The sequence below is a fragment of the Paraconexibacter sp. AEG42_29 genome, from assembly GCF_040581415.1.
Taxonomy (GTDB): domain Bacteria; phylum Actinomycetota; class Thermoleophilia; order Solirubrobacterales; family Solirubrobacteraceae; genus Paraconexibacter.
This window is the reverse complement of the sequence record NZ_CP114014.1, coordinates 5,142,139-5,160,152: the sequence shown is the minus strand read 5'-3', so window position 1 is coordinate 5,160,152 and position 18,014 is coordinate 5,142,139. Positions and strand designations below refer to the sequence as shown.

The following is an 18,014-nucleotide window of genomic DNA, read 5'->3' as shown; positions in this document are numbered from 1 at the left end:
CGGCGCGACTATTGCACGCGTCGCAGCAACGACAGGGCGTCGGACTGAGGGACGACCCAGTCGAACGCCTCCTGCTCGACGACGGCCAGCCCCCGCCGGGACGCGAGGTGCTCCAGCAGCCCGAGGCTCATGTAGTTGCGCCAGCCCGGCGCGTCCGTCACGGGTGTCGCCGGCTGCGCCGAGTAGTTCGAGTGGTGCAGCAGCGCGAGCCCGCCCGGCTCGAGCAGCCGTGCGATCTCGCCCAGGTAGCTCGCGACGCAGTCGGACTCGAAGTGGACCATCGCGTCGTAGGAGAAGACCGCGGAGAACGTCCCGTCCTCGGCCACCGGCAGCGTCATGCCGTCCGGCGACAGCACGCTGCGCACGTGCGGCTGATCGCGGAGTCGCTCCGCGGCGTGCTCGAGTGCGGTCGTCGACGTGTCGGAGATCAGGAGCTGCCCGCACAGCGCCGCGGCCCGCTCGGAGTGCCGGCCCTTGCCGCACGCGATCTCCAGGACGTTGCGCGTGTCCAGCCGGTCGAACCAGCCGCGGAACTGCGCGCCGGGCCGCCAGAAGTCGTCCGTGTACTGCTCGACGCGCTCGAAGTACGCGAAGTCCGGTGCGGACGGGTCAGCCCAGAGGCCGATGATCTGCGCGGTCGCGCCGTTCGCCGGCGCGGCGTCCGCGCCGTCGGCCGGCGGACCCCCCTGAATCGGGGGATCCGCCGGCTGGTCCTGCCCGGCGTGCTCCATGGGGGCGCTCAGCGCACCGTGAAGCTCACGAGGCGCGCGCTCGCGCCCGTGGCCTTCAGCGACAGCCGGTAGGTGCCCTTCGCCAGCTTGCGCCCACCGAACGTCCGCGTGATCGTCACGGTGTTCTTGCCCTTCTTGCCCTTGAGGGTCCGGCTGCCGGGCTTCGTCACGTAGTACGTGCACTTCGCCCCGCGGCGGTTCGAGCTGCCGACCGCCGAGCACGTGCCCGACGAGCGCTTGCGCCCGCTGCGCTTCTCACTGACCGTGATCTTCACCGTGGACGCCTTCGCGAGCGAGAACGTCAGCTTCGCCTTCGTCGTGGCCCGCAGTGCCGTCGGCGTGAGCTTCGAGCCGCTGACCTTCTGCGGCACCGTCGGCGGCTTGGGCGTCGTGGGGGTGGTCGGCGTGGTCGTGGTCGTGGTCGGGGTGGTCGTGCCCGTGGGGGCCGGGACGGTGGCCGTCTCGGTGGGCGTCGTCGTGGTGGTGGTCGGCGTGGTCGTCGGCGTCGTGGTCGTCGTCGTGCCGGTGGTCGTGGTGCCGGTCGGCGGCGCCACGGTCTCAGTCGCGGGCGTGTACACCGCCACGAAGCCCCGCGGACCCTTCGGCTCCTTGCTGCCGTTCAGCTGCGCGGCCGAGATGCCGGCCACGGCCAGACGGGATCCGTCGGCTGCGCGGGCAATCGCCATCGGCTCGTTCATCGGGCCGCCCGTCGGGTTATCGCTCTGGCCGTCGACGAACGTGAACGTCGTGCCTTCGCGGTTGGCACCACCGAACGCTGTCTGCAGATCGCCGCCGACCGCTGCTCCGAAGCCGGCCACCGGCGAGCCGTCGGACTCCTTCAGCGCGGACAGCCCGCCGAGGCGGATGCCGTTCACGTCGACGATCCCCGCCGTGTAGATGAAGCTCGGCGTCGCGAGGACGGCGTGTGCGCCAGGGGCCGGCAGGCGGCTGACGCTCGCCTGCTGCGGCGCCGCGAGCCACTGGGTGGTGTAGCCACCGGCGTCCTCGCCGTCGGCCGCCAGCCGCGAGACCCAGAAGTCCGAGCTGCTGAGGTTGCCGGCCGCGCCGGCGACGACCAGCCCGCCGGCCGCGCCGTTGGCGACGCTCGTGATCTCCGACGCCGCGGCGCCGCCACGGGCCTTGGACTTGAACAGCGTCTTCTCGATGGTGCCCGTCGCCGTGAGGCGCGTCAGCATGCCGGACAGGCCGCCGAACGGGTCGATGATGCTGCCGCCGACGACGATGTGGCCGTCGGACTGCACGACGACGCTCGCGCCGCGCGTGACGAGGTTGTTGACCAGCACCTGGCGGGCGCCGCTGTCCCCGAAGCCACCGTCGACGGCGCCGGTGGAGGTGAAGCGGGAGACCGTCATCCGCTGCTCGGAGCCGCCGGTCTGCGTGGCGGAGCCGGCGACGACGACGCCGCCGTCGGCCGCCAGTGCGACCGACCGACCGGCGCCGCCCTCGGTTGCGGCCGGGCCGGTGGCCAGGCCACCGGAGCCGAAGCTGCCGTCGAGCCCGCCGTCCGTGTTCATGCGCGCAGCGAGGAAGCGGCCGTCCTTCGTGCCGCCGACGACGATCTTGCCGTCGCCCTGGATCGCGATGCCGCGGCCGATCGTGCCGACCGGGCCGGAGACCTTGCCGCCGCTGCCGAAGCTGCCGTCGAGCGCGCCCGAGGGCAGGTACCGCGCGACGATGAGCTGCGGGCTGGCGTCCACGCCGGCCTGGCCGGCGACGACGATCTTGCCGTCGCCCTGGAAGGCCACCGCGTAGTAGCGGCTGCCGGCGTCGCCGAGCACGAGCCCGGCGGACTGCGGGGCGGCCGCGTTGCCGAAGCCGCTGACGAGCGCGCCTGGCGAGCCGGACGCCGGGGTCCCGGGGGCGGCCGCGATCGCGACCGCGGTCCCGCACAGCAGGGCGGCGCAGCCGAGCGCGAGCCCGCGGCCGGTGATCCCGGTCCGCTGCTTGAGGGCGCTCACTTCGTCACCGTCAGCGTCTTCGTCGTCTTGGCGCCGGTCGTCTTCTTGCCCGACAGCACCTGCAGCACGAGGCGGTACGTCCCGGGCTTGAGCGTCTTGTTCGTGATCTTCTTGGTCAGCGTCAGCGTGTTGCTGCCCTTCTTGCCCTTCAGCGTCTTGCTCGAGCCGACGGCCGCGTAGTACGTGCACTTCTTCTTCTTCGTGTTGACCTTGGTGGTCTTCACGCACTTGCTGCCGACCCGGCGGCCCTGCAGCTTCTGCTCGACGATCAGTCGGACGGAGCCCGCGGCGGAAAGCGTGTAGCTGAGCTTCGTGCGGTTCCTGGACGCGACCTTCGACGAGGCGCTGATCTTCGACGGCGACAGGGACGCCTTCGAGAGCTTCGCGGTCGTCGGCGTCACCGGCTTGATGGGCTCGGTGGGCGGGATCGGGGGGTTGGCCGGGCCGGGACCAGGCCCGGGGTCGGCCTTGAGCGCGTAGGCGCCGTAGCGGGCGATGACGCCCTGGGCCTTGGAGCCGCCCAGGTTGCCGGCGGAGCCGATGACGTAGATGCCGTCGTTGCCGAGCGCGACGCCCGATCCGTAGACCGGCGGCGAGTAGTCGTTGAGCGGCGTGATGGTCTGGCCGGCGTTGCCGAACGCGGCGTCGGCCGAGCCGTTGTCCGACTGGGCGCCGATGGCGAGCGCCCCGAGGCCCGACTGGTCGAATCCACCGCCCGTGTAGATGTGCCCGTCGGCGATCGCGACGCCGGCACCGCCGGCGGGGATCTGCGAGTTGATGTTCTGCGAGGCGGACGCGTTGAAGTAGCAGACGCCCGACGGGCCGAAGGCGCCGTCCGGGTTGCCGGCGGTGTCGACGCGGAAGACGATCTTGTCGATGCCGGCTCCACTGCCGTTGAAGGCGTAGCCGGTGGCGACGATCTTGCCGTCGGGCTGGACGGCCACGCCGCGGAAGGCCGAGGAGGCGCCGCCATTGCGGGCGAAGTTCGTCTGGCGCAGGCCGCCGTCGCCGAACGAGGAGTCCTTCGTACCGTCGGCGTTCGCGCGGCCGACGATCGTGATGATCTCCTGGCCGGGTTTGCGGCTGCCGGCGTAGGCGATCTTGCCGTCGCCCTGCAGCGCGATGCTGCGGATCGTCGACTCGCCGATGTCCAGGTGGCGGGTGGAGCCCCCGGACGACCCGTCGGCCTTCAGCTGCCCGATGGCGCCGGTGGGGACGCCCTTCTCGCTGCCGATCGCGGCGCCGGCGACGACGATCGTGCCGTCCGCGCGCACGGCGACGGCGTTCGCCTCGCCCTGGCCGCCCGTCCCGCGCTCGATGACGGCGGACCCGCCGCTGCCGAAGCCGCCGTCCGGGGTGCCATCCGCGTTCAGCCGCGTGACGAGCATGCCGTCGGCGCCGGAGTCGCCGAGGGCGTCGCCGGCGACCAGGATCTTGCCGTCGGCCTGGATCGCGACCGCGTCGCCGGCCGCGCCGATCGCGCCCGAGGGCAGCGGGACGGCGGCCGAGCCGCCGTTGCCGAAGGTCGTGTCGAGCGTCCCGGTGGGGGTGAGGCGGGCGACGAGCAGCCGCGGGTCCTCGGTCTTCCCGGTGAAGCCGGTGACGACGAGCTTGCCGTCCGTCTGCACCGCGCCTGCGTGCAGCTGCGTGCCGGCCGGCAGCTGGACGACACCACCGCCGAACGCGGTGTCGAGGGCGCCGAGGGAGGCGGCGCTGGCGTCGGCGGCACCGCTCAGGGCGGCGGCGCCGGCGACGGCCAGCGCGGCGGTGCGGCGGCGGGCGTGGCGAGGCATGCAGAACTCCAGTACAGGTGGTTGTTGGCGCGCGTGACCCTAATCGATCGCTACGCCGGGGTGAGGACCTTCGACGATGGAACGATTCTGGGCAGGCGGAGTTGCGGCGGCGGCCGCGTTGCCTCATTTGCCGCAGTTCGCCATCCTGAACCTCAGTCTGTGCTACTACAGACCGTGCTTGGGCGCCGCCCCGGGGGTGGCGCGTCGGCGGTCTGAATGACACCGTGTCAGGTCACCCGAAAAGGTAGTAAATCCCGTCGTTATCGGGCCGAGAATGCCTCCGGACGGACCCTCCGGATCGCGTGCCCAAAAGGGCCTGCAGGCGCTCTCCCGCGCTTGACAACCCACTCCCCGGTCTATCTAATGCCGCAGGCCTGCCGTCCGAGACGTCGATGTTCTACGGGCTGCGCTAGTCGGCGCGGGGTCACCCCTGCACCACTCCGGCTTCAGGTACATTCAGCTCATCAGTCATTTCTCTCGGAGGGACTCCCACCACATGTCTCGCAATCTCACGGGGCGCTATGCGCTCCGCACTGCTGCGGTTTCGGCTGTAGCCATCGCCTCGCTGGCCGGTGCCAGCTCGGCGAACGCCGCCCTCGGCGGCGGCAAGGTGCCCGCACTCACGGACCGCCCGAACCTCGTGTCGGTCACGCCGTCGGCCACCGCCATCACCTTCACGTACGACCGCACGATCGACTGTGTCGCCGCCAACTGCACCCCGGGTAACTTCGCCGTCGGTGGCTACAGCGCGATCACGGCCGTCGGTGGCACCTCCGCAACCGTGTCGGGCAGCTCAGTCCGCGTGACCTTCGCCGGCGGCAACCCGGACGAGGACTCGATCACGTTCGGCCGCGTCGCCGATGGCACTGTCCGTACGCAGGGCACGCTCGGTGCCAACAACCTCGCTGACAGCGTCCGGGTCACCGGCGCCGAGGGCGAGAGCGGCACGCGCGGCCACACCGTCGGTCCCGACCTCGTGAGCGCGGTGGCCACCGGTGGCGGCTCGAACTTCCTGACGCTGACGTTCGACCAGGACCTCAACGATGATCCGGCGACCTTCGACGGCGCCCAGGTGTTCATCGTGAAGGCGGACGGGACCACCCAGGCGGGTATCGACGCCACCATCTCGATCGACGACAACGTCGTTGACGTCGAGTTCCCGGCCGGCACCCCCGTTACCGGCGCCAAGTCGGTTTACGTCGACACCCCGACCGGCGAGTCCGACGACTTCGGTTTCGACACTCCGCTGCGTTCGGTCCAGGTCGGCACCCAGAACCAGGACTCGCAGGCCCCGCTCCTGGCCTCGGCTGAGCTCACCGGTGCGGACACGGTGACGTACACGTTCGACAAGGCCGTCGCGACGCCGATCCCCGCCAACTTCTACGTCATCACGGCGGACGACATCGCGATCATGGCGACGTCGGCCACGATCGTGGGCGACGGCAAGCTGGTGCAGGCGCAGTTCCCGACGGATCAGTTCACTGAGCACCTCGTCAGCGCGGCTACGGTTTCGACCGCGGTCCGCTCGCAGGCCGATCCGACCGCAGTCTCCGCCCCGGGCGGCGTCCCGATCGGTGGCAACGCCGGCGCGAAGGCGACCGGATACACCTCGGCGCCCGACGCCGTGCAGGCCACGTTCTCCGGTGCCAACGTCGTTGTGACACTCGACAGCCGGATCGCTCCGGCCGTCACGGCCGGCAGCTTCGACCTGCTGGCCGACGACGGCACCGTCATCGGCGGCACGCCGACGGCGACGCCGCAGGCGCAGGGTGTCCCCGGTCCCAGCCGCGTGAACCTGCTGTACAACACGACCGCGGTCGGCAACGCCCGCGCCGTGCAGCTGCTCCCCGGTGCCGTGCTCTCGACGTCGGTCGGCAACTACCCGAACATCGTCCAGCAGCTCGGCCGCTAGACGTTTCCCGCGACTCGGTCGCCGCGCACCACGCGTAGCGACCGGGATCGCATGAGCTGAGACGCTTCAGCTCGTAGCTTCATCCGACGGCACCGCAGATCACTGCGGTGCCGTCGTCGTTTAACGTCCAACGCGATGAACGGACCACCGATGCTCAGACGATCCATGCTGCTCGCGGCGACCGCTGCCCTGGCCTTCACGGCCGCCGGCTGCGGTGGCGGCGACGACAACGGCGGCAGCTCCGCCTCCGGCGACGAGGCCGCGGTCCGCAAGATCGCGGACGACGGCATCAAGGACGCTCGCACGCTCTGCGACCACTTCGCCCCGAAGCTCCTGAAGCTGTACGGCGGCCGCGAGACCTGCCGCAAGGGCGCCGGCAACCCGAAGGCCGTCACGGACGCGAAGGTCACGCGGGTCACCGTCAAGGACGACAAGGCCACCGCGATCATCGAGGCGGGGCTCGGCAAGCTGACCACGACGATGGTCAAGTCGGGCGGAAAGTGGCAGATCACCGAACAGAAATAGGGGTTCTGGCGACGCCGGTCTGAATCCGGACCGCCGTTCGTCCGTTTCCCGCCCGCGGCGGCGCGGGCGAGGCGCGCGGCCGCTAGATTCCGGGGCGAACAGTCACCCCCCAGAGGAGTCTCCCTACATGCATCTCGCTTCCAAGCAGCGCCTCGCGCTGCGGAGCGCTGCGGTCTCGGCCGTGGCCCTCGCCTCGCTCGCGGGCGCCTCGTCGGCGAACGCGGCGCTCGGCGGCGGCAAGGTCCCCGCCTTGACCGATCGCCCGAACCTCGTGTCGGTCACGCCGTCGGCGACCGCCGTCACCTTCACGTACGACCGCACCATCGACTGCCCCGGCGGCTGCGTGGGCGCCGAGTTCCAGGTCGGTAGTTACTTCGCCAACTTCGAGGTCGCCGGCAACTCCGCGACGGTCTCCGGCAACTCGGTTCGCGTCACCTTCGCCGGTGGCAACCCGGACATCGACTCGATGACCTACGGCCGCGTCGACGACGACGCCGTCAACACGCAGGGGTCGCTCGGTGCGACGAACCTGGGTGACAGCGTCAAGATCACGGGCGCCGAGGGCGAGTCGGGCACGCGCGGCCACACGATCGCCCCCGATCTGGTGAGCGCGGTCGCGACCGGCGGCGGCTCGAACTTCCTCACGCTGACGTTCGATCAAGAGATCGACGACGATCCGGCGCTGTTCAACGGCGCGTCGGTCCTCCTGACGACGGCGGCCGGGACGACGGTCCCCGGCATCGACGCCACGGTGTCGATCGACGACAACACCGCGGACGTCGAGTTCCCGGCGGGCACGCCCGTCACGGGCGCAAAGCAGGTCTCGGTGAACTTCGGCGCGGCCCAGGCCGTGGACTTCGCGTTCCCGTTCGGCAGCCCCCCGCGGTCGGTCCAGGTCGGGACGCAGAACCAGGACTCGCAGGCCCCGCTGCTGAAGTCGGCCGAGCTCACCGGCGCCGACACGGTGCTGTACACGTTCGACAAGGCCGTGGCGACCCCGGTGGCCGGCAACTTCGCCGTCGTCACCTCCGAGGGCGTCCCGGTCCCGGCCGGGTCGGCGACGATCGTCGGTGACGGCAAGCAGGTCCAGGTCCAGGCCGCGGTCGACCAGTTCACCGAGTACCTCGTCAGCGCGTACGCCAACCCGGGCGCGGTCGTGGCGCAGGCCGACGGCACGGCGTCGGTGCTCGGCGGTGTCGCGATCGGTGGCAACGCCGGCGCGAAGGCGACCGGCTACACGTCGGCCCCGGACGCGGTGCAGGCCACCTACTCCGGCGCGAACGTCGTCGTGACGCTCGACGGGCGCCTCAACACGGCGGCGATCACCGCGGCGAACTTCGACCTGCTCGCGGACGACGGCACGGCCCTCGGTGGCACGCCGACGGCCACGCCGCAGGCGCAGGGCGTCCCGGGCCCGAGCCGCGTGAACCTGCTGTACAACACGACGGCCGTTGGCAACGCGCGGGCGATCCGTCTGCTCCCGGGCGCCGTGACCTCGCCGATCAACGTGCCCAACGTCGATCAGCAGCTCGGCCGCTAGATCGAGTCACGCAGTCCCGGCTGACCGCCGGGACACGCTTCACACAGACGGCGTCGCGAGCACTCGCGGCGCCGTTCTGCGTTCTGGCTGAGACCCGGATGCGACGGCTTCGCGCCTCGAAAAGGTGGCGCGTCGGCGGGGCTGCGGGTACGGTTCCCCGAGGTACACACTCTTCTCGGAGGAATCACAACACCATGTCTCAGCACTTCAAGGGGCGCTCCGCGCTCCGAACCGCGGCGGTGGCGACCGTCGCCCTCGCCTCGCTGGCCACGGCCGGCTCGGCGCAGGCCGCCCTCGGCGGCGGGAAGGTCCCGGCCCTGACCGATCGGCCGAACCTCGTGTCGGTCACGCCCTCGGCGACCGCCGTCACCTTCACCTACGACCGGACGATCGACTGCCCCGGCGGCTGCGTCGGCGGCGAGTTCCAGGTCGGCAGCTACTACGCGAACTTCGAGGTCGCGGGTGCCGCGGCGACGGTCTCCGGTAACTCGGTCCGCGTCACCTTCACCGGCGGCAACCCGGACATCGACTCGCTGACGTACGGCCGGGTCGACGACGACGCCGTCAACACGCAGGGGTCGCTCGGTGCGACGAACCTGGGTGACAGCGTCAAGATCACCGGTGCCGAGGGCGAGTCGGGCACGCGGGGTCACACGATCGCCCCTGATCTCGTCAGTGCGGTCGCGACCGGTGGCGGCTCGAACTTCATCACGCTGACGTTCGATCAGGAGATCGACGACGACGCGGGCGACTTCGACGGCACCCAGGTGCTGCTGACAAAGGCGGACGGCACGACGGTCGCCGGCATCGACGGCACGGTGTCGATCGACGACAACACGGCGGACGTCGAGTTCCCGGCCGGCACGCCGGTCACCGGCGCGAAGCTCGTCACGGTGAACTTCGGCACGGCGATCGCCGCCGACTTCGCGTTCTTCGGCAGCCCGGTCCGCTCGGTGCAGGTCGGGACGCAGAACCAGGACTCGCAGGCTCCGATCCTGAAGTCGGCGGAGATCACGGGCGCCGACACGATCCTGTTCACGTTCGACAAGGCGGTGTCCACCCCGACGGCGGGCAACTTCTTCGTGGTCACATCCGAGGGGATCCCGTTCGGGGCCGGGTCGGCGACGATCGTCGGTGACGGCAAGCAGGTCCAGGTGCAGGCGGCGGTCGACCAGTTCACCGAGTACCTCGTGAGCGCCTACGTCGTCCCGGGCGCTGTCGTGGCGCAGGCCGACGGCACCGCGACCGTGCTCGCCGGCGTCCCGATCGGTGGCAACGCCGGCGCGAAGGCGACCGGCTACACGTCGGCCCCGGATGCGGTGCAGGCCACCTACTCCGGCGCGAACGTCGTCGTCACGCTCGACGGCAGGCTGAACCCGGCCGCGATCACCCCGGCGAACTTCGACCTGCTCGCGGACGACGGCACTGCGCTCGGCGGCACGCCGACCGCGACGCCGCAGGCGCAGGGCGTCCCGGGCCCGAGCCGCGTGAACCTGCTGTACAACACGACCGCGGTCGGGAACGCCCGCGCGGTCCGGCTGCTCCCCGGAGCGGTCATCTCGCCGACGAACCTCGCGGCGAACGTCGATCAGCAGCTCGGCCGCTGACCGCCCTCTGACGCACATCTGAGAGGTCCGGCGGCGCCGCGAAGTCCTGCGGCGCCGTCGCGCGTTCCCCAGGAATCGCGCGGTGATTTGACGCATTCGGGGTGTGGCGCGTCCGCGATACCGATAGGTTCGGCGCCACATCTACGTCTCGGAGGATCCGACAGTCATGTCTCGCAACATCCAGGGGCGCACCGCGCTCCGCACGGCCGCCGTCGCGGCCGTCGCCCTCGCCTCGCTGGCCACGGCCGGCTCGGCCCAGGCCGCGCTCGGCGGCGGCAAGGTCCCGGCGCTCACCGACCGCCCGAACCTTGTGTCCGTCACGCCGTCGGCGACGTCGGTCACGTTCACATACGACCGCACGATCGACTGCCCCGGAGGCTGCAACGGCGCGGAGTTCCTCGTCGGTGGCTACAGCTTCTTCACGCAGGTTGCGGGAACGGCCGCAACGGTCTCCGGCAGCTCGGTGCGCGTCACGTTCGCTGGTGGCAACCCCGACACGGACGCGATGACGTTCGGCACGGTGCTGGACAACGCGGTCAACACGCAGGGGTCGCTCGGCGCGACGAACCTGGGTGACAGCGTCCGCATCACGGGCGCCGAAGGCGAGTCGGGCACCCGCGGCCACACGATCGGCCCGGACCTCGTGAGCGCGGTCGCGACCGGCGGCGGCTCGAACTTCCTCACCCTGACGTTCGATCAGGAGATCGACGACGACGCAGGTGACTTCGACGGGGCGCAGGTCTTCATCGTCAAGGCGGACGGCACGACGGTCCCCGGCATCGACGCCACGGCGTCGATCGACGACAACACGGCGGACGTCGAGTTCCCGGCCGGCACGCCCGTCGCGGGCGCGAAGCAGGTCTACGTGCTGAACGCCGCCAAGGCGGTCGACTTCCCGATCTTCAGCCCGGTGCGGTCGGTGCAGGTCGGCACGCAGAACCAGGACTCGCAGGCGCCGATCCTGAAGTCGGCCGAGCTCACGGGCGCGGACACGGTGCTCTACACGTTCGACAAGGCCGTCGCGACCCCGGGCCCGACGGTGTTCTTCGCCTATCTCTCCGACACGGTCGCCTACCCATCCACCTCGGCGACCATCGTCGGCGACGGTAAGCAGGTCCAGGCCCAGTTCAACGTCGATCAGTTCACCGAGTACCTCGTGGGCGCTGCGGTGATCCCGGGCTCCGTCGTGGCGCAGGCCGACGGCACGCCTTCCCCGTATGGTGGCGTCCCGATCGGCGGCAACGCCGGCGCAAAGGCGACCGGCTTCACCTCGAGCCCGGACGCGGTGCAGGCGTCGTACTCCGGCGCCAACGTCGTCGTGACGCTCGACAGCCGCGTCAACCCCGGGTCGGTCGACGCGACCGACTTCGACCTGCTCGCCGACGACGGCACGGTCATCGGCGGCACGCCGACGGCCACGGCGCAGGCACAGGGCGTGCCCGGCCCGAGCCGGGTGAACCTGCTCTACAACACCACCGCGGTCGGCAACGCGCGGGCGATCCGGCTGCTGCCGGGCGCCGTCGCCACGCCGGTCCTCGGGTTCCCGAACATCGATCAGCAGCTGGGCCGCTGATCGCAGCCTGAAGCACCACCTGACCGACGCGACGGCGCCGCGATGTCCTGCGGCGCCGTTCGTCGTTCCCGAGGCTGGCGCGTCGGCGGTGTTGCCGGTACGGTCTTGCGCCACATCCACGTCTCGGAAGGACGCGCCACAGTCATGTCTCAACGCTCTCGGGGGCGCGCTGCGCTCCGCACTGCGGCGGTCTCGGCCGTCGCACTCGCCGCGCTGGCCTCGGCCGGCTCGGCCCAGGCCGCGATGGGCGGCGGCAAGGTCCCGGCCCTCACCGACCGGCCGAACCTCGTCTCTGTCACGCCGTCGGCGACCGCGGTCACCTTCACGTACGACCGCACGATCGACTGCCCCGGCGGCTGCAACGGCGCCGAGTTCATCGTCGGTGGCTACAGCGTCTTCACGCAGGTCGCCGGCACGGCCGCGACGGTCTCGGGTAACTCGGTGCGGGTGACGTTCGCCGGCGGCAATCCCGACACGGACGCCCTGACGTACGGCACGGTGCTCGGCAACGCCGTCAACACCCAAGGATCCCTGGGCGCGACGAACCTCGGTGACAGCGTCCGGATCGCCGGCGCTCAGGGCGAGTCGGGCACGCGCGGCCACACGATCGGCCCGGACCTCGTGAGCGCGGTCGCCACCGGTGGGGGATCGAACTTCATCACCCTCACGTTCGACCAGGACATCGACGACGACGCCGCCGACTTCAACGGCGCGCAGGTCTTCATGGTCAAGGCGGACGGCACCACGACGGCCGGCCTCGACCCGACGGCGTCGGTCGACGGCAACACCGCAGACGTCCAGTTCCCGCCGGGCTCGCCGGTCGCCGGCGCGAAGCAGGTCTACGTCCTGAACGCCGCGAAGAACCCCGACTTCGCGGTCTTCAGCCCGATCCGGTCGGTGCAGGTCGGCACGCAGAACCAGGACTCCCAGGCGCCGATCCTGAAGTCGGCCGAGATCACCAGCGCGGACACGGTGCTCTTCACGTTCGACAAGACCGTCGCGACGCCGACTCCGGGCGCGTTCTTCGTCTACCTCGCCGACACCGTCCCGTACCCCGCCGGCTCCGCGACCATCGTCGGCGACGGCAAGCACGTGCAGGCGCAGTTCCCCGTCGACCAGTTCACCGAGTACCTGGTGAGCGCCGCCGTGGCCCCGGGCTCGGTGGTCGCGCAGGCAGACGGGACCGCGGCACCGTACGCGGGCGTGCCGATCGGCGGCAACGCCGGCGCGAAGGCGACCGGCTTCACCTCGAGCCCGGACGCGGTGCAGGCGACCTACTCCGGCGCGAACGTCGTCGTGACGCTCGACAGCCGGATCAACCCGGGCGCGGTCAACGCGGCGAACTTCGACCTGCTCGCCGACGACGGGACCGAGATCGGCGGCACGCCGACGGCCACGCCGCAGGCGCAGGGCGTCCCGGGCCCGAGCCGCGTCAACCTGCTCTACAACACCACCGCGGTCGGCAACGCGCGGGCGGTCCGGCTCCTGCCGGCCGCGGTCGCATCGCCCGTCCTCGGGTTCCCGAACGTCGACCAGCAGCTGGGCCGCTGATCGGCGCATCGAAGGACCGCTAACCGGTCAGACGGCGCCGCGATGTCCTGCGGCGCCGTCGTGCGTCCGGCTGAGGCGTAACCCCAGTGTTCGCCGGGTATCCGTGGACGCGCGAGTGCCGTGCCGACAGGTACGGTTCGGCACAGTACATCTACGTCTCGGAGGACTCTCTTCCCCATGTCTCATCGTTTCCAGGGGCGCGCCGCGCTCCGCACCGCGGCGGTCTCGGCCGTCGCGCTCGCCTCGCTGGCCACGGCCGGCTCGGCCCAGGCCGCCCTGGGTGGCGGCAAGGCCCCGGCCCTGACCGACCGGCCGAACCTCGTCTCGGTCACGCCGTCGGCCACCGCGATCACCTTCACGTACGACCGCACGATCGACTGCCAGGGCGGCGCGTGCAACCCCGCCGAGTTCCAGGTCGGCGGCTACACCGCGAACCAGGAGATCGTCGGCAACGCGGCGACGGTGTCCGGATCCTCGGTCCGGGTCACGTTCACGGGCGGCAACCCCGACACCGACGTCCTCACGTACGGACGTGTCGACGGCGACGCGGTCAACACGCAGGGGTCGCTCGGCGCGACGAACCTGGGTGACAGCGTCCGGATCACCGGCTCCGAAGGCGAGTCGGGCACCCGCGGCCACACCACCGGCCCGGACCTCGTGAGCGCGGTCGCCACCGGTGGTGGCTCGAACTTCATCACGCTGACGTTCGACCAGGACATCGACGACGCCGCGGCCAACTTCCTCGGCAACGAGGTGTACCTCACGCGGGCCGACGGCACGCTCGTCCAGGGTATCGACGCGACGGTCTCGATCGACGACAACACCGCCGATGTCGAGTTCCCGGCCGGGACCCCGGTCGCCGGCGCCAAGCTCGTGTCTGTCAACTACAACGCGGCGCGTTCCGAGGACTTCGGCAACCCAAGCCCGGTCCGCTCGGTGCAGGTCGGAACCCAGAACCAGGACTCGCAGGCCCCCGTCCTGAAGTCGGCCGAGCTCACGGGCGCGGACACGATCCTGTTCACGTTCGACAAGGCCGTCTCGACCCCGACCCCTGCCGGCTTCTACGTGTTCGCGGCGGACACGACCTTCTCCACGTCCACGTCGGCGACGATCGTAGGCGACGGCAAGCAGGTCCAGGCGCAGTTCCCGGTCGACCAGATCACGGAGTACCTGGTCAGCGCCGCTGTCTTCCCGGGCGCCGCGCGCGCGCAGGCGGACAACACGCTGAACACGTTCGCCGGGGTCCCGGTCGGCGGCAACGCGGGCGCGAAGGCGACCGGGTTCACCACGGCCCCGGACGCGGTGCAGGCCGACTACTCGGGCGCGAACGTCGTCGTGACGTTCGACAGCCGCATCAACACCGCCGCGGCGAGCATCACCGCGGCGAACTTCGACCTGATCGCCGATGACGGGACCGAGATCGGCGGCACGCCGACGGCCACGCCGCAGGCGCAAGGCGTCCCGGGCCCGAGCCGGGTCAACCTGCTCTACAACACCACCTCGGTCGGCAACGCGCGGGCGATCCGCATCCAGCAGAACGCCGTGTCGTCGCTCACCAACGCGCAGAACATCGAGCAGCAGCTCGGCCGCTGATCGACGTCTGACCGCCACACCCGACCGGACCGACGGCGCCGCGAAGTCCTGCGGCGCCGTCGTGCGTCCCGAGCCGGCTGCGGTAGCTGTCGACGATTTGTGCCTGGGTGCCACGTCGACCGGTACGGTTCGGCTCGGTACATCCACGTCTCGGAAGGCTCCATCTCCAATGTCTCATCGTTCTCGGGGGCGCGCGGCGCTCCGCACCGCGGCGGTCTCCGCCGTTGCGCTCGCTTCGCTGGTGTCCGCCGGCTCGGCGCAGGCCGCCCTCGGCGGCGGCAAGGTGCCGGCGCTGACCGACCGGCCGAACCTCGTCTCGGTGACGACGTCCGCGACGTCCGTCACGTTCACCTACGACCGCACCATCGATTGCCCCGGGTGCGCGGCACCGGCCGGCAACTTCTTCGTCGGCGGCTACAGCGTCGTGACGGTCACACCGGCCAGCGCCGCGACCGTCTCCGGGAACGCGGTGCGGGTGACGTTCGCGGGCGGCAACCCGGATCTGGACGCGATGACGATCGGCCTCGTCGCCACGGGAGCGGTTGCGACGCAGGGATCCCTCGGCGCGACGAACCTCGTCGACAGCGTGAAGATCACGGGCGCCGAGGGTGAGTCCGGAACCCGCGGACACACGATCGGCCCCGATCTCGTCAGCGCCGTGGCGACCGGCGGTGGCTCGAACTTCATCACGCTGACGTTCGACCAGGAGATCGCCGACGGTGCGCTCTTCGACCCGACCGACGTCTTCGTGACGAACGCGACCGGTGCGCCGGTCGCCGGCCTTGCCGGCACCGCCTCGGTCGACGACAACACGGCCGACGTCGAGTTCCCGATCGGCACGCCGGTGACGAGCGCCAAGCAGGTCTACGTGACCCCCGGCGCCGCGCGCCTCGTCGATTTCAACATCCCGTCCCCGTTCCGGTCGGTGCAGGTCGGCACGCAGAACCAGGACACGCAGGCGCCGCTGCTGAAGTCGGCAGAGCTCACCGGTGCAGACACGGTGCTCTACACCTTCGACAAGGCCGTGTCGACGCCGCAGTTCGCCCAGTTCCAGGTGATCCTGGCGGACACGGCTGCCTACCCGGCATCGTCGGCCACGATCGTGGGCGACGGCAAACAGGTCCAAGCGCAGTTCAACATCGATCAGTTCACCGAGTATGTGGTGAGCGGCGTGGCCGGCCCGGGTGCTGTGGTCGCGCAGGCCGACAACACGCCGTCGGCGATCGGTGGCGTCCCGCTCGGCGGCAACGCCGGCGCGAAGGCGACGGGCTTCACGTCCGGGCCGGACGCCGTGCAGGCGTCGTACTCCGGTGCCAACGTCGTCGTGACGCTCGACAGCCGCGTCAACCCGGCTGCGGTCGACGCGACCGACTTCGATCTGCTCGCAGACGACGGCACGGTCATCGGCGGCACGCCGACGGCCACGGCGCAGGCACAGGGCGTGCCGGGGCCGAGCCGGGTGAACCTGCTGTACAACACCACCGCGGTCGGCAACGCACGGGCGATCCTGCTCCAGGGCGCCGCCGTCGTCTCGCCGGGTCTGGGTCTGCCCAACATCCCGCAGCAGCTGGGTCGCTAGCGCAGCGCTGTAACCCGCTTTTCAGTCGTACCCGGCGGCGCCGCGAAGTCCTGCGGCGCCGTCGCCTTTTCCCGATTGCGACTCAGTTGAGACCAGAGTGGTTCCCAGATCTGCTCGCAGCGGCGTAGCCTGCCCAGCACATCAACGTCTCCGAAGGGCTCATCGCATGTCTCACCACTCCCGCGGGCGCACGGCGCTCCGTACGGCGGCCGTCTCGGCTGTCGCCCTAGCCTCGCTGGCCTCGGCCGGGTCGGCGCACGCCGCCCTCGGCGGCGGCAAGATCCCGGCCCTGACCGATCGGCCGAACCTGGTCTCCGTCACCCCGTCGGCCACGGCGATCACGTTCACCTACGACCGCACGATCGACTGCGCAGGCGGCGCCTGCAACCCCGCCGAGTTCCTCGTCGGCGGTTACAGCGTCGCGTTCCAGGTCCCCGGCAACGCCGCCACGGTCTCGGGCAACTCGGTGCGGGTGACGTTCACCGGCGGCAACCCCGACACCGACGCCTTGACGTACGGCACCGTGCTGAGCGACGCGGTCAACACCCAGGGCTCGCTCGGAGCGACGAACCTCGGTGACAGCGTCAAGATCACGGGCGCCGAAGGCGAGTCCGGCACGCGTGGCCACACCGTCGCTCCAGATCTCGTGAGCGCAGTCGCCACCGGCGGCGGCTCGAACTTCATCACGCTGACGTTCGACCAGGAGATCGACGACGACGCGGCCGACTTCGACGGCACCCAGGTCTTCATCGTGAAGGCCGACGGCTCGGTCGTCGCCGGTAACGATGCGACGGTGTCGATCGACGACAACACGGCGGACGTCGAGTTCCCCGCGTCCTCCCCGGTGGCCGGTGCCAAGCAGGTGTTCGTGCTGGGCGCCGCGAGGGCCGTCGACTTCCCGTTCACCAGCCCGATCCGGTCGGTGCAGGTCGGCACGCAGAACCAGGACTCGCAGGCCCCGATCCTGCGGTCGGCGGAGCTCACGGGCGCGGACACGATCCTGTTCACGTTCGACAAGGCGGTCGCGTCGCCCGGGGCGAACCAGTTCTACGCGTACCTGTCGGACTCATTCGCCGCGGTCGCGTCGTCGTCGGCGACGATCGTCGGCGACGGCAAGCAGGTCCAGGCCCAGTTCCCCGTGGACCAGTACACGGAGTACCTGGTCAGCGCAGCGGTCGTCCCGACCTCCGTCACGGCGCAGGCGGACGGCACGCCGACCGTCTACGGCGGGGTGCCCATCGGCGGCAACGCCGGCGCGAAGGCGACCGGGTTCACCTCGGGCCCGGACGCCGTCCAGGCGTCGTACTCGGGCGCGAACGTCGTCGTGACGCTCGACTCGCGGATCAACACCGCAGCGGTCACCGCGGCGAACTTCGACCTGCTGGCCGACGACGGCACCGCCATCGGCGGCACGCCGACGGCGACCCCGCAGGCGCAGGGCGTCCCGGGTCCGAGCCGCGTGAACCTGCTGTACAACACGACGGCGGTCGGCAACGCGCGGGCGATCCGCCTGCTCCCGAACGCGGTCCAGGCCTCCGGCCTCGCGCTCCCGAACGTCGACCAGCAGCTCGGCCGCTGATCGACATCCTGGAGTATCAGTAGTCGTCCCGGCGGCGCCGCGAAGTCCTGCG

At 71.0% G+C, this 18,014-nt stretch carries 12 protein-coding genes; 9 read left to right on the top strand and 3 right to left on the bottom strand.

Annotated elements, in window-relative coordinates; genetic code table 11:
- Positions 1-8: 8 nt before the first annotated feature.
- The 3 genes from DSM112329_RS24580 to DSM112329_RS24570 are packed head-to-tail and all read right to left on the bottom strand — an operon-like array spanning position 9 to position 4,503.
- The gene (locus tag DSM112329_RS24580) at positions 9-731 is read right to left on the bottom strand and encodes a class I SAM-dependent methyltransferase (protein ID WP_354699204.1); all 723 of its coding nucleotides are present in this window, start codon (positions 729-731) and stop codon (positions 9-11) included.
- An 8-nt stretch (positions 732-739) separates the two neighbouring features.
- Complete coding sequence (locus DSM112329_RS24575; protein WP_354699203.1) at positions 740-2,710, bottom strand: delta-60 repeat domain-containing protein; 1,971 nt, start codon at positions 2,708-2,710, stop codon at positions 740-742.
- A complete protein-coding gene (locus DSM112329_RS24570) occupies positions 2,707-4,503 on the bottom strand; it encodes a delta-60 repeat domain-containing protein (protein ID WP_354699202.1) in 1,797 nt (598 codons plus the stop codon). The genes DSM112329_RS24575 and DSM112329_RS24570 overlap by 4 nt, the downstream gene beginning before the upstream one ends.
- Before the next feature lie 496 nt (positions 4,504-4,999).
- On the opposite strand from DSM112329_RS24570, the gene DSM112329_RS24565 reads away from it, so the two are divergent.
- The 9 genes from DSM112329_RS24565 to DSM112329_RS24525 all read left to right on the top strand — a co-directional run bounded on the left by DSM112329_RS24565 (position 5,000) and on the right by DSM112329_RS24525 (position 17,962).
- Positions 5,000-6,415 carry a hypothetical protein gene (locus DSM112329_RS24565; protein WP_354699201.1) on the top strand — a complete coding sequence of 472 codons (1,416 nt, stop codon included), beginning with the start codon at positions 5,000-5,002 and terminating at the stop codon, positions 6,413-6,415.
- Between the two features lie 150 nt (positions 6,416-6,565).
- Complete coding sequence (locus tag DSM112329_RS24560) at positions 6,566-6,940, top strand: hypothetical protein (protein ID WP_354699200.1); 375 nt, start codon at positions 6,566-6,568, stop codon at positions 6,938-6,940.
- Positions 6,941-7,067: 127 nt separating this feature from the next.
- The gene (locus tag DSM112329_RS24555; RefSeq protein ID WP_354699199.1) at positions 7,068-8,480 is read left to right on the top strand and encodes a hypothetical protein; all 1,413 of its coding nucleotides are present in this window, start codon (positions 7,068-7,070) and stop codon (positions 8,478-8,480) included.
- A gap of 194 nt (positions 8,481-8,674) precedes the next feature.
- A complete protein-coding gene (locus tag DSM112329_RS24550) occupies positions 8,675-10,087 on the top strand; it encodes a hypothetical protein (protein ID WP_354699198.1) in 1,413 nt (470 codons plus the stop codon).
- 166 nt (positions 10,088-10,253) lie between these two features.
- Entirely contained in the window at positions 10,254-11,660 is a 1,407-nt protein-coding gene (locus tag DSM112329_RS24545; RefSeq protein ID WP_354699197.1) for a hypothetical protein, read from the top strand.
- A gap of 144 nt (positions 11,661-11,804) precedes the next feature.
- Positions 11,805-13,211 carry a hypothetical protein gene (locus DSM112329_RS24540; protein WP_354699196.1) on the top strand — a complete coding sequence of 469 codons (1,407 nt, stop codon included), beginning with the start codon at positions 11,805-11,807 and terminating at the stop codon, positions 13,209-13,211.
- Between the two features lie 177 nt (positions 13,212-13,388).
- The gene (locus DSM112329_RS24535; protein WP_354699195.1) at positions 13,389-14,804 is read left to right on the top strand and encodes a hypothetical protein; all 1,416 of its coding nucleotides are present in this window, start codon (positions 13,389-13,391) and stop codon (positions 14,802-14,804) included.
- Positions 14,805-14,973: 169 nt separating this feature from the next.
- A complete protein-coding gene (locus DSM112329_RS24530) occupies positions 14,974-16,383 on the top strand; it encodes a hypothetical protein (protein WP_354699194.1) in 1,410 nt (469 codons plus the stop codon).
- A gap of 166 nt (positions 16,384-16,549) precedes the next feature.
- Positions 16,550-17,962 (top strand): hypothetical protein, encoded by a 1,413-nt coding sequence (locus tag DSM112329_RS24525; RefSeq protein WP_354699193.1) that lies wholly within the window; start codon positions 16,550-16,552, stop codon positions 17,960-17,962.
- Positions 17,963-18,014: the final 52 nt, after the last annotated feature.